The following is a 12,960-nucleotide window of genomic DNA, read 5'->3' on the forward strand; positions in this document are numbered from 1 at the left end:
GAATGTCGCCGATGCTGCGCAGATCGGCGGCCCAGCCGGGCCACGATGAAACACAAACAAGCCCCGTCTGGCGGGCTTTCGAAGCGGGTTGATCAGTCGAAGTAGTCCTCTGCGACATACTCAGCCATGCCGCCTAAGCCCACTTTTTCAGCGCATTTCGCATCGCAGAGATCCTTTTTCAGGTCCTTGGGCGCGAGGATCTGCCCCGTTTTCGCGTCCAGGACGTAGAACCACGGTTTGCCGCAAACTGTGGCGTTGGCAGCACAGCTACCAGCAATGATTAGCTTCGGGTCACCTTGGTGCAGTACGCACCTCATGGCCATGTGCTCGAAAACAAAAACAGGTGTCGAACTCACGGTTCCGTCATCGAAGACGGTCTTCTCGTTGAGCGAAACGGAAAAGCCCATTGATTTCACAGGCATGGAGAAGCCGTCGAAGGCCGTACCCTCAACCGTGAGATCAGCGCAGCGGCCACTAAACTCCACGCTTCCGTCCAAATAGATGCCGGAGCTGGCAAAGGCTTGACTAGAGAGCAGGCAGAAGGACAGCAGGGCAGATTTCTTCAGCATATATTTTGGATTCCTGTTCATGTTGTGCGGGTGAAAGGCCCTGTTTATGCCGGATGTGCCGGTTCAGTCAACAAACCCGGGCGTTTAGGGCGCCGCGTTTTGCTTCTCTTGCAGGTTGATCCGAGGCCAGTCAGCGGCTTTGCGTACGATTTTTTCCGTTTTCTGAGACGCCCCTCTGAGCGGTTTCTCGACCCTCGACCTAAATCCTCCCTTCGACCGACCATCGTTCGCGGCACTGCGGCCGTTTCCGTGCGTGGTGGCTTAGCCAAAACACGAGTTCTCTGCCGATTACCGCCGTGGAGCGGCGCTGTTAAGCCGGCGGCAGCCGGTCCGGTCAAATAACTTTATTTATTAGTTTGTTTATTTCTTTCTTGTGGTATAGTTGTGGCGTCCCGTCGAGGAGATTCCGCCATGCGCCCAGTCGAATACACCACCGAAGAGATCATCGCCGCCGGCGAGACCATCCAGGCCTCCGGCCGCAACGTCACCGGCTTCGCCCTCCGGCAGAAGGTCGGCGGCGGCAACCCGTCGCGTCTGCGCCAGGTGTGGGAAGAGCACCTCGCCAGCAAGCAGACCGCCGAGGTCGAGCCCGTCGCCGAGCTCCCGGTCGAGGTCGCCGAGACGGTCGCGGCCGTGACCAAGGCGCTGACCGAGCGGATCGCCGCGCTGGCGGTCGAGCTCAACGACAAGGCGGTGAAGGCCGCCGAGCGCCGGGTCGGCGAGGTGGTCCGCGCCGCTGGCGAGCAGCGTGAGCAGGCCGAGCGCGAGCTCGCGGATGCGGCGCAGACGGTCGACGACCTGGAACAGGCGCTCGCGGACATGAAGGCCGAGCGCGAGAAGCTCGAGCAGCACTTCGCCGAGAAGGTGATCGAGTCCCAGAAGCAAGCCGTCGAGATCGCTCAGCTCAAGGAGCGGCTGGCCGCCGCCGAGCACTCGCACCAGGAGCACCGCAAGGAGGTCGCGAAGGAAGCGCAGCGCTGTGCCGACAAGGTTCTCGCCGCGGAGAAGGCTCGCGACGAATACGAGAAGGAAGCGCGAGCCGCCCGCGAGAAAACTGCGCACTTCGCCGGCCAGCTCGAAGCCCTGCAGGCGCAGAACGCCAAGCTGCTCGAGGCGCTCGGCAAGGACAAAGGCGGTGCGTGACCACGCAGCAGCCGATGCGGCGGTCGAGCGCGCCTGTGCCTGGCTGGCCACCAATGCGCTGATCCTCGACACGGAAACGACGGGCCTCGACGACGACGCCGAGGTCGTCGAGCTCGCCGTGATCGACTGCGCCGGCACCGTGCTGCTCGACACCCTTGTGCGCCCGAGCGGCCCGGTCCCGGCCGAGGCCGCCGCGATCCACGGCATCACCGACGCCATGCTCGCCGACGCGCCGACCTGGTCAGATATCCACGATCGATTCTGCGACCTGGTCGAGGGCCGCCAAGTCGTGATCTACAGCCGAGAATTCGACGCCAGGGTGATCAGCCAGACCGCGCGCCGGTACGGCCTGCAGGCGCCGCAGTGCTTCGACCTCGCGCTCGATGACAGTACCGTGCATTGCGCGATGCAGGCCTATGCCGAGCTCCACGGCGAGTGGAGCGAGGAGAAGGGGCGGTATCGCTGGCAGAAGCTTTCGACGGCAGCGCAGCAGCAGGGCGTGCGGGTCGAGAACGCTCACCGCGCGCTCGGCGACTGCCTGATGACGCTCGGCGTCGTGCGGGCAATGGCAAGCGGCAACATCAGTCACCCAGTCGGGAGGATCGCGCTTCGAGAGCGGTCAACCCGCAGAACGTGTTGACGGTGTCCGGGGTTGGAGGATTAACCTTTATGTCAGGGTGTGCCACTGCGCAACGATGGAAACCCTGTATTCGCGCCTGACATGATCCGACGGTTCAACTGTGCCCGCTGCTCCTCGATCAGCCGATGCTCGGCCTGCTGAAGCATCGCGATCATCTGCAGCTTGGTCGCCTCGTTGCTGATCGCGGCCTGCTCGGCCTGGATGCGCGCCTGAAGCTCGGCGATCGCCTTCGGGTCCGAAGTCGCGTTGATCTCGCTCATCAAGGCCTCGATCTGCACGAGCCGCGCCTTGGCGCCATCATAAGCACGCAGACCCGCCGCCTTGTCGGTAGCGGCGGTTTCGCGGCTGCGCTTCATGATCTGCTGCTCGATGTCAGCTACCGAGCCCGCCAGTTCCTCGTCGGCGACGATCTGCGACAGGGAGCCCGAGATGCCCGCGTAGCCGCCACCGGCGGCTGTCTCGTAGACGGTTTTCCACTCGTCGGGCAGGAACTGCGGCAGGCCCGGGTTTGCAAGCAGCGAGCCGAGTCCGCGGCTGCCAGTCATCGACTGATAGGTGGTTTCGAGTTGCTGTAGTTGCTTCTGGGCCTCCTGAATCTGCGCCGCCATCTGCTCATACTGCTTTCCCCAGGCTGCCACCTGCTGGACTGCTTTGGCGATCGCCACGTTATCAATGACCGGGATACCGGCGTGCGCGCCGCTGCCGATGGCGAGGCCTGCAGCCAGTGCGAGGGGGCGAAGGATTCTGTTCATGGTTGTGCTCCTGGTTAGTGCAAGAAAAGCTGTTCACGCGAAAGCCACATCACGATCGAGTCGTACGCGTAGCTCAGCGCAAAGGCGGCAAAGCCACCAACCGGAGCCCAAGGCAGCATCGCCTCGCGGGCAGCGGCCCCTTCGGGGTAGCCGATGTACACCAGCACCCCGGCTGCCGTCAGGCCGAAGGCAAAGAAGCTCAATGCAAACTTGATCGGCAGCCGCAAGAAGATCAGCACGACCACGAACAAGTAGCGCAGGAGCTCGATCATGGCGATGGCGAATCCGCGACGGCTCTGCGGATGTTCCTGGTGCACGGCGGGCGGCGGCACCTCATCGGTTTCACGGTGATCGACGTCTTCGAGACGGTCGCGAGGACGTAGGAAAACCACCTTGTTGTCATGAACCATGTTCGCGCCCCCTCAAAAGTGCCTTCCGGCCGCTGCCCAACCGTTATTGGTCAGTCGCAGCGGAACAAGCTTCTCGAACGTGCCAGCGCCGCGCACACGTTCCCTCAAGGGCCGAAACGCCCCCTGCACGGCGGCATCGTTCGCCCACGGCGCGAGGCCCTCGATCGAGTAGGTGTAGCGAACCAGGGCCACCATCGAGGCGTCGACCTGGCGCGGCCCCTCCCACGAAACGATCCGATGCAGCCGAGGCTTGCCGTAGCACAAACCAGACACAGCCTGGTCAGCGCCACGGCCCCCTTGGCCTCGGTACTCGGCTCCGGCAGGAGTAAGGTCATAGCGCGGCAGCTTCGCGGATCGCGTGCCGCCAAACACGCTGCGCTCTTCGAGCTCGTACTCGGTCGCGTGAACGAGTCCAACCGATTCGAGGGCCTGCATCTGCTTGCGGCGATCGCTATTCACCACCAGATCACCGCTGTTGAGAGCCACCGGAAACTGCAACGGCAAGCAAAACGCCCCCTCCTTCTCAAGGGAGGTACTCAACGCGGCAGCGAAGTTCTTTTCGTTGGGCTCGGTCGCATCCCCGACGCACCCGATCAGCATGATCGACAGCGCAGCCCTGCCCACCCAATTCGTGACTTCCACGCATCTCATTCTGTGCCCCCTTCCCCGGCGCGCTTGCACCCGCGTTGGTGCGCTTCCTCGTGCTGATACCGCGTCACGTAATCCCTTATCAGGCGGCGGATAACCTGGCTCGGCGTCAAATCATTCGCAGCGGCGGCAGCCTCGAACTCCCCCTTCAATGCAGCATCGAGGCGAGCCGATACCGCGGGCAATTTCACTCTCACGCAGGCCCCTCCCGGGCGGTCAAGCCGATGCGCCGCAATTCCGCCTGGACCATCTGAACCTGCTGCGGCGTCGCCAACGCGCGCATCAGCAGCAGGACTTCCACCAGCAAGGCACTGCCTTTCCCGTCCTCGGCAGCAGTGCTCCATTCCCATCCGTTTTCGAGCCGGCCCACCGCTGCTCGCAATGCAGCGAGTTCGCACTCCAAGGCATTAAGCTGGGCATGAACCTGATCGGCGGCGTCAAGGCGCTGCCGCAACCAGGTCGTCAGCGGCAAGCCGCGCGCGGCTGCCTCAACCTCATAAATGGCGTGCTGTTCGCGGCCCAACCTCATCTTGACAATGGCATCTAACGACATATCGCCTCCGTGGTCCGTCGCGTAGTGCGGGAAAGCCAGTAAATACGCAGGATGCAGGCCATTCCGTAGTTTTACGGGACTACGACCGGCTTCTGGGGAACCGAAAAAATTATCTATAAATCAGTTAGTTGGTCGAACCAGCAAGGTGCGTATGGTGTATGCCCTCGATTTAAGGATTAAGGACACCCACCTTTCAGCAGCACCTATGACGTCTGGCGCAAGGCACGAACAGGAAGGTCAAAACCCACACTCAATGACCGCAAGGTCATTGAGAAGAACCGCGAGCTAGGACAAACGTGGGACAGCAGCGGCCAGATGTAGGACAACCATCGGACAAGACGTGGGCGATCACGCTGCATCACGACGTGTCCCCTTGAAGTACCCAACAGCACGACGGCCGACACTGGCAACACCGGAGGCAGCAGCGCGCGTTGCCGGGTTACTCACGGCAGTACGTGTAAGGGGGTTGTTCACCACAGATCGAGCACCACGCGCAGCAGCGACCGCCCCACCACGCACCGCGCGGACTTCGTGCAGGATGCCGAGACTGAGGCCATTGCCCAATGAGGCGGCGATCGAGGACACCTGCAGCAACACCATCGCGGCAACCCCGGTGATGATGATGGTGCCACCCATATGCCAGCCGATATTGGTCGTACCCCAATCCAGCCCATCCATGAGCCGGCCGTAGATCGAGAGCAGCAAGCCGAAGATTGCCCCCACGAAAACGATCGTGAGGCCGGCGCCGACGACCTGCCCCATCCACCTATCGAAGAGTTGGCGAGTAGGCTCGAACAGAAGCGCCAATATCGCCATCGGACCGAATGCGGCAAGCAGGGCGAGCAGGAATTTCGCCATCAGGATCAGGCCGCCCCCAAAAATCAGCATGATCGCGGCGCTGAAACCATAAACGACTGCCAGGACGAGATAGGCCATACCGTTTGCCGAGAACACCGAAGACTTCTCGAACGCTTCAGTCGCCCGATCTAGCCCTTTCTGCCCAGCGGCATCGATCACGCTGGCGGCAACTGCCGATGGATCGCTCAGGATGGCCTGAGTGAACGCATCGGGCACCGTCCGGATGGCATCGGCAATCTGCGCCTGGTAGATCCCGCCCGCCAGTGCGACGGCGGTGATGATGCCGATCCGGACGGAACGCCCGACGAAGTTCATCACCGGCATGTCGATAGCACCGCGGACGATCAGGAGCCCGTAGCCGATGAATGCCAAGGTGAGTCCCACCGTCAACACGGGCGTGAGTTCCGCGATGAGGCGCCCGATCACATCCGACACGAATACGCTCGTTGCGTCATCGACCTCTGCAAACAAGTCCTGGAAGACACTGAACGTCATATCAGTGCTCCCCGGCGTTCGCCAAACGGCCGATCACATGGCTGCCACAATGCCGCCGGCTGATCTTGGCCGCAGCCTCGAACTCGTCAAAGCGCACAGCCTCCGCTGCACTACCCCAACGCGCCGGTCCATTCCTACGATCACGACCGACGTAGAACAAGACGCCCGCTGGGCGCGGAAGCAGAACCAGAAATTCGCTTATTTGCGCCATACACCCCCCTTGTCTGAGCTCGTCAGAACTGATCAAACACGCAGGAAGGATATACGCAAAAAGGATTTACGTGAACTCTAAGCTATTGTTTTATATAGGACAAATATAGGACAAAAGTTAGACAAAACACGAACCCCAGGTGAACTGCCCTAATCCAGAACGCCCTTAACCAGGCAAACATCGGCGATCGCCGGTAACAACGCCTTCCACATTCAACCATCGTCGGAACACCCCGTTCTCGGTCGCACTAGCCGAAGGCGGGTCAAGGGGTTGGTGCGGCCCGCAGGTGCAGCCGAGGACACGGCCCCTTGACGCGAAGAAGGCTCCACACGCTTGCCCCAGGGCAGGGAAACCCTGCCCCGAGGATCAAACGCGATCGTTTGGCAGTGGTCTTCCCGGGGCACCGCAAGGAAGAGCGGAGGAAGGGCCAGCCCCCCGTCCGGAGCCGAACTACCGGCTATCGGCGATGTTCATGCTCGACCAAACGCTGGCCGCGATGGGCCCGCTCGAAGCCGCCTCATAAGTCCTGCGAACCAACAACCGCTCGAGCAACCCCGCCGGCACGCATTCCCCAAACTTGACCTCCGCCCTACGCTGCTCCAACTCGCTGGTGCTCAGCGCGACACTTCGCGCAGCCATCCCTCGCATCGCCTCGGTCGGGTCCCGGCGCATGTCGAGACCGAGTTCGTCTTCGCGCAACGGCCCCACCACCTCACGCAGCTGATAGCCGAGCCAGCGATTGAAACGTGTTCCCGCGTAGGTCCAGACCCTAAAGCGGTCCTTCCCATCATGCGTGATGATCGGTCCCTCGCCTGCGCAGGGGAGCCCCCCACTGAACTCCTCCAGCGCGGCAGCCGCTCGTTTCGACGTCGTCACGCCCGAGACCGTCCCTCGCTGCAGGACAATCCGAATCGCCCCACACACTTCGCCTCCAAGCACGCGGCCAGTTCCAGTCCATCGTGCCGAGCCCCCCCCCGTACCGGGCTCGAGTGTCACCACCCGGCGCCCCCAGTCGATGTCGACCACCCTCCAGCTTCGCCCCGCGAGCAGGATGTTCATCGGCGCATCATCGCCCGTCAGGGCACTCGGATCGACATAGCCGACATCCGCACCCGCGAAGCGTGCGGTCAACAGCGGTGAGCCCGAGAAAGTCGCCAGAAGGTCCCTGTAATGTCCCCGGCCGTACTCGCGCTCGGTGGTGGGCCCAACCTGCAGGAGATCCGCCTCAGCCATCGACAGGTAGGCCTTGTCGATGGCCGAATCCACCAGCAAGGCGATGTCGGATTGCTCACATTCCGGGAAAGCCCTCTGCAAGCGCTGCAGCAACGCATGTCGCGGCACCAGGCCCTGCTCCAGCACCATAGCAAGCGCCTGTTGGGCCACCACACCCCAAGGCTCGGGAGGCGGCAGCGCTGCCTCCACCCAGGCCTCCTGCCACTTCTGCAGCACGCCGAGGCTCAGCAAAAAACCCTGATAGGTCGTGGCAAGGAACAGGCAGTTGCGCCTCGCTCCGGCGCGACGGCCGGTACGGCCCATCCGCTGCAGGAACGATGACACTGTCGAAGGTGCATCGATCTGGATGACGACGTCGAGATCACCCACGTCGATGCCCAGTTCGAGCGTGGAGGTGGCAACGATGACGCAGTCCTTCTCTTCCGCAAACGCCGTCTCGGCCTGACGACGCTCAACCGCGCTCAGCGACGCGTGGCTGACGAAGGTGCGCACACCGTGGCCCCGCAGCAGGTTGCCGAGTTGCTCGGTGTAGCTGCGCGAATCGCAGAAGACGAGGCGCTTCTTGCCGCGATGCAGGCGCGAAATCACGATTGCCGCGTTCTCGAGCGAGCCGACGTGGTCCAGCGTGACGTCGGCATCGGTGCTCACCCCCGCACTGCCGACCACCCTGCGCTCGCCTTCCGGAGCGAGCCAGGCTAGCAACTGATCCGGATTGCTGACGGTGGCCGACAGTCCGATGCGCTGGGGCGGGCGCACCGTGTAGTCCGCCAGGCGGGAAAGGATGGCGCGCAGATGCCAGCCGCGATCATCGACCGCAAAGGCGTGGAGCTCGTCCACGATCACCGCCCGCAGGCTGCCGAACCAGGTATCGCGCTCGACCCGGGTGGAGATCAGCATGCCCTCGATCGATTCGGGCGTGGTCAGGATGATGTCGGGCGGGTCCTTCAGCGCACGCTGCTTGCGCGACTGCGACACATCGCCATGCCAGAGCTCCACCCGTCGGCCAACGAGTCCTGCGTAGTGTTCGAGACGCTGGGCAAGGTTGTTGAGCAGCGCCTTGATCGGGCAGACGTACAGCACGCTCACGCCGCTCCAGTTCTCGCGAAGCATGCGCGACAACACCGGGATGATCGCCGCCTCGGTCTTGCCACCTGCAGTCGGCGCCAGCAACAGGCAATGGAGCCCCTCCTGGATCGGGCCGATGGCCTCGATCTGCGTCGGTCTCAGAGACGTCCAGCCCAGCGAATTGACGACGTGGTACTGCAGCGCGGGGTGCAGGGTATCGAAAGGATCAACACCCAGTTCCCGCCTCGGGTCGGGCGCGCTCACAGCGCGATGTCGTCCACCGAGTCCGCATTCGCCGCCGCCCGTTCGGCGGCAGACATCTCGGTCTCGGACAGCGTCAGGCTGTAGTGGCGTCGCGGGTCGAAGTCGGCGTGCAGATCCACCCGGTCGAGCACGTCCGCGACAAGCTTCTTCAGGAACAGGCGGGGCGCAACCCCTACCTTGCCACCCAGCCCGCCGGCCACGGCGCGGGCCAGGGTTTCCACGTAGGCATCATCGACCACACCGTGGATGCGCGCCTGGTCTCGCGCGCCTTCGGCGTAGATGTCGCGTATCCGCGTCCCTACTGCGACCAGGGCGCCATGATCGAAGGTCGATAAGCGGATCTGCGCCGCACGCGGGTTATCGAATCTGGCCTCGGTGGCGAAATCCACATGCAGACGCTGCGCAAGCGGAACCAGACGCTGGATGCCCTGTGGGCCGTCGTAGAAGGCCGGCGTACCCGTAACCAGCAGATAGAGCCCCGGGTAGCGTCCGGCGTCGATCTCGTCGATCCATTGGCGCAGCGCGTTCAAGCCGCGCTCCCGGGTGTCGGCCCGCATGCGCTGCAAAGTCTCGACTTCATCGAGCACCAGGACCAGCCCGGCGTAACCACTGTCACGCAGGATCACCAGCAGACCGGCAAGGAAATTCGCCGCACCGAAGTGGTCCAGATCCCCCTTGATGCCTGCCGCCCGCTTCACGCTCGCGGCCACATTGGGCTGCCCCGCCAGCCAGCTGATCAGTCCGTCGGCGAGGCTTCCATCGCCCCGTGCAACCGCCTGCCGATAGGCGCGCAGCACCGCCGAAAACGCCGGCGCCGCCTTGCTGATGGCCGCCAACCTCGCTTCCATCAAGGCATCGGTCCTGGCCAGCAGGGCGGAATCGTCATCGGCATCGACGCCCCCCTCCGCCAGTACGTCCTGCTCGAGCGCGAAAAACCAGCCGTCGATCACGCTGCGGAATGCGCCGTTCGCGGCGTCTGCCGTGCCAAGGCGCTCCACCAGCCGTCGATAGACGGTCTCCAGCTTGTGCAGCGGGGTCTCGGTTTCGTTGATCTGGACCTCGCTCGCCGCAAAACCACGGCTGCGGGCACGCTCCTGGAACCAGCGCCCGAAGAAGGTCTTGCCGCTGCCATACTCGCCGCGCACCGCCTTGAAAGCGCCACGCCCGGCGGCGACGCGCTCGAGTTCCTCGTCGATCACCGGCACAAACGCATCCACCCCAACCGCAAAGGCGTCGAGGCCCGAACCCGGCACCGTCCCGCGGCGCAGCGCGCCGATGATGTCCTCGCGTTTGGCAGCGCTGATCATGCGCGCTCCTTCATCCTGGCTGGCTTCATCTTCACTGCCCCGTTGCGCTCAGTCCGAACTGCTTCATCAGCAGGTTCAGGTTCAGTTCCACCGTTCCGGCGCCCTCATCCAGCTCCATCACTGGCATCTGGTCGACGTTGAGCACCCGTCGCGCCGCAGCCAGCATGCCCGCCAGCCTCAGTTCGGGCACAGCCAGACGCTGCGCCACCGCGGTCTTCGACAGCTTGCCTCCACGCTCTTCCAGCGTGCACAGCAAACGCCGCATCTGCTCATCGGGTAGCGCCACACGGGCAGCCAGGCGGCGCTGGGCCGCATAAGTGTCGGAGGCAAGTAAGCCGTCCACCCAGTGCGTGCGCTTTGGCTCGGCGGGCACCGGAGCCGGGACATCCAGATCGAACAGCGCCCCCTGCCCCTCCGGCGCGGCCGGCTTGCGAGACGGAGCACGCGAAGGCTTCCCCGCAGCTGGCAAAGCGGCAGGTCGGTCCGTCACCTTCAGACCGTTCGCTGCCGCGCCGAAAGGCAAGCTCGGATCCCACCACTCGGGCTGCGGCGGCACCGCCGGTTGCCATCCCGGCAGGCTCATGCCCAGCGGAACCAGCACGCTCATCGGCACCACCACCTCGGGCAGAGAAGCGCCGCCGTGGTAGCCGTTCTTGCGACCGGTGTAACGCGTGTCCTCGCCCCACAGGCACACCACGCTGCGCTGCCCCGCGGCGGTCAGCACCCGCGGCCCGCGCAGGACGATCTCGTCCTCGCTGCCTAACTTGCTGCCATCGCGACAGCGATCGCGCTCACCGCCCGCGCACTGGCGCGTGCCGTCTTCGAGCAGATGACCGTGATCCGCCGTCACGATCACGACCCGGCGTGCGTCACGCGCTTCTCTCAGCAGGGGCATCAGCAGGCGCAGCCCCTCCAGTCGCCAGGCCTGATGCAACTGGTCCGGACCGGCGAGATGGTCGTCCACCGCGTTGTAAACGACCCCGACCACCTTCTGCCGGCCATCGGCAATCGCTGCCCGCACCTGCGACGACAGGCTGCCGTCCTCGGCCAGCTCACCCTTGTGAAACAGCCTCGGCGGCTGCGAGGCATTGCTACGCGCAAGCAAGGCCGGATGCGCCGCAAACGCACTTTTCTCCTGCGCGCTTCCACCGGTCGTCACGGTGCCGGCGAGCAGGCTCGCACGGCTGACCTCCGTCACCGTGGGGAATGCGGCCACCCCGGTCAGGGCATGCCCCAGGTCGCTGTGCACCCACTCGGACCAGCTCAGTGCGGCCAGATCAGCGAACAATTCCCGGAAGATGCTGACGCTCAGTCCATCCATGACCAGCACGAGCACCGGGCTCGCAGCCGCCAGCGGCGCGACCACGTCCGCGAGCGCGTTCTCGACCGGCACGATGCGCGGCGACGGGCTCCAGTCGTGCCCGCCCCCCTGCGCGAGCATGCCTGCGAACCCCTTTGCCAGCCGCGCCCGCCTGGCGGCCACTGCAGCACGCAGGGCGGCGTACGCCTCGGACACCGGCGCCAGGTCATCGCCGCCGCGCAAGCGGAAACGTGCCCAATCGACGAATGCTCCCTCGTCCGCCTGCCATTCGATGGCAGCGGCCACCGAATCGAGGTCGAGTGTCGGCCTCGCCAGCCACTTAACCAGACGGCACGCCATTGCCACCTGCTCGAGGCGCTGGGTGAAGCGCCCCACCAGCACGTGCCGGCGCAACTCGGCCGCCCGTTGCAAAACCTCGCGCACCGCCCCGTTCAGCGCATCACGCCCCTTCTCACCGGAGAGGTCCGCCACAAACTGCCCGATCGCTGAGCCGAAGCGCGCCATGCGCTGGTCCAGACCGGCGTAAAGCGTGTCGCTCAACCAAGCGAACTCGGCGACGCGCAACTCCTCAAGCAGGGTGTCGGCGCGATCGAGCGCTCCCTGCCAGACTGAAGCCCCGTCACGCGTGACGAGCGCGGTCGCTGCTTTCGCCCACGCCCGGCCTTCGACCACGCCGATGTGCTCGTCATCGACATGACGCTCCAGGCGCACGGCCGCATGGCCCCGCTCCGTCTGGCCGGCAGCATCGGAAGCGAACACCACCGAGCACACCAGCCCGATCGGCAGAGCATCCGCCAGGCGCTCACTCCTGCGGGTGGCGAGAATCAGTCTGCCGACCGCGCCGGCTGCATCCTGCAGCCACGCACACACGTCCGTCTGCGCCGCGGCCGGCAGGGCTTCCAGCCGAGCGACGGCGTCGGGCTGCTGAGTCCAGGCCAGCAACGCTTGCGCGTCGGGTCGTTCGTTCTCCAGCCCGAGGCAGCGCTGCAGGACAACCCGCCACGCCGTCCCGAGATCGAGAAAGCCGGTGGCCACCGGGTCGTAGGGCCCAGCGGCCGCCGCATCGATCAGCACCTGCGGCATCCAGCCATAGCGCGCGAGGCGGGCATCAACCTCCTTCGCTTCGAACATCTCGCGCACGATCTCCCAGCCCTCCGGCTGCCAGACGCGCGACTTGAACAGGCGCGCGGCCACGTCATCCGGCAACTCGTGCGTTGCAAAGGGCGTCAGCAGGACGACACCGGCCTCGTCCGGCCCGCCTCCGCTTGCGCCTTGCGGCTCGAGCCCGAGCAGCGCCTCGCGCAAGCCGAGCAGAGAGTCGCACCAGCGCACCTCGAAAGGCCTCCCCCGTGCGCTGATCCGCTCGGGCCACGGCTGCCGTGCCGCCGAGCGCACCGCCACCGCGCGGGCACTGGCGCTAGTGTCCCTCGCGACGATCGTTTCGAGTTGTGCAGCGACCTGCGCGGCCGACACCCCCGTTGCAGGTGCCAT

Annotated in this window: 12 protein-coding genes; 2 read left to right on the top strand and 10 right to left on the bottom strand. The window is 64.7% G+C overall.

From position 1 onward, the window contains the following. Positions 1-92: 92 nt before the first annotated feature. Positions 93-569 (bottom strand): hypothetical protein, encoded by a 477-nt coding sequence (locus tag ACNKW1_RS08200; protein ID WP_418364097.1) that lies wholly within the window; start codon positions 567-569, stop codon positions 93-95. A 411-nt stretch (positions 570-980) separates the two neighbouring features. Between ACNKW1_RS08200 and ACNKW1_RS08205 the strand changes: the two genes are divergently transcribed. Continuing rightward, positions 981-1,712 carry a DNA-binding protein gene (locus ACNKW1_RS08205; RefSeq protein WP_418364098.1) on the top strand — a complete coding sequence of 244 codons (732 nt, stop codon included), beginning with the start codon at positions 981-983 and terminating at the stop codon, positions 1,710-1,712. Further along, entirely contained in the window at positions 1,705-2,352 is a 648-nt protein-coding gene (locus ACNKW1_RS08210; protein ID WP_418364099.1) for an exonuclease domain-containing protein, read from the top strand. The genes ACNKW1_RS08205 and ACNKW1_RS08210 overlap by 8 nt, the downstream gene beginning before the upstream one ends. Positions 2,353-2,384: 32 nt before the next feature. On the opposite strand, the gene virB5 is transcribed toward ACNKW1_RS08210, so the two are convergent. The 9 genes from virB5 to pglZ all read right to left on the bottom strand — a co-directional run bounded on the left by virB5 (position 2,385) and on the right by pglZ (position 12,960). Beyond that, entirely contained in the window at positions 2,385-3,104 is a 720-nt protein-coding gene (gene virB5 / locus ACNKW1_RS08215; protein WP_418364100.1) for a P-type DNA transfer protein VirB5, read from the bottom strand. Positions 3,105-3,118: 14 nt separating this feature from the next. Next, positions 3,119-3,514, bottom strand: a complete 396-nt coding sequence (locus ACNKW1_RS08220) for a hypothetical protein (protein ID WP_418364101.1) — start codon at positions 3,512-3,514, stop codon at positions 3,119-3,121. 12 nt (positions 3,515-3,526) lie between these two features. Continuing rightward, positions 3,527-4,156, bottom strand: coding sequence for a hypothetical protein (locus ACNKW1_RS08225; protein WP_418364102.1), 630 nt, complete (start codon positions 4,154-4,156; stop codon positions 3,527-3,529). A gap of 5 nt (positions 4,157-4,161) precedes the next feature. Continuing rightward, a complete protein-coding gene (locus ACNKW1_RS08230; RefSeq protein WP_418364103.1) occupies positions 4,162-4,359 on the bottom strand; it encodes a ribbon-helix-helix protein, CopG family in 198 nt (65 codons plus the stop codon). Then, a complete protein-coding gene (locus ACNKW1_RS08235; protein WP_418364104.1) occupies positions 4,356-4,715 on the bottom strand; it encodes a mobilization protein in 360 nt (119 codons plus the stop codon). The genes ACNKW1_RS08230 and ACNKW1_RS08235 overlap by 4 nt, the downstream gene beginning before the upstream one ends. A 348-nt stretch (positions 4,716-5,063) precedes the next feature. Then, the gene (locus tag ACNKW1_RS08240) at positions 5,064-6,068 is read right to left on the bottom strand and encodes a type IV secretion system protein (protein WP_418364105.1); all 1,005 of its coding nucleotides are present in this window, start codon (positions 6,066-6,068) and stop codon (positions 5,064-5,066) included. A gap of 661 nt (positions 6,069-6,729) precedes the next feature. Next, positions 6,730-8,841, bottom strand: coding sequence for a DEAD/DEAH box helicase (locus ACNKW1_RS08245; RefSeq protein ID WP_418364106.1), 2,112 nt, complete (start codon positions 8,839-8,841; stop codon positions 6,730-6,732). Continuing rightward, positions 8,838-10,148: a BREX system ATP-binding protein BrxD gene (gene brxD, locus ACNKW1_RS08250; protein WP_418364107.1), complete on the bottom strand. Its 1,311-nt coding sequence runs from the start codon at positions 10,146-10,148 to the stop codon at positions 8,838-8,840. Before brxD ends, ACNKW1_RS08245 begins: the two co-directional genes overlap by 4 nt. Before the next feature lie 31 nt (positions 10,149-10,179). Continuing rightward, entirely contained in the window at positions 10,180-12,960 is a 2,781-nt protein-coding gene (gene pglZ / locus ACNKW1_RS08255; protein WP_418364108.1) for a BREX-2 system phosphatase PglZ, read from the bottom strand.

It is taken from the genome of Thauera sp. WH-2, from assembly GCF_048321015.1.
Lineage (GTDB): Bacteria > Pseudomonadota > Gammaproteobacteria > Burkholderiales > Rhodocyclaceae > Thauera.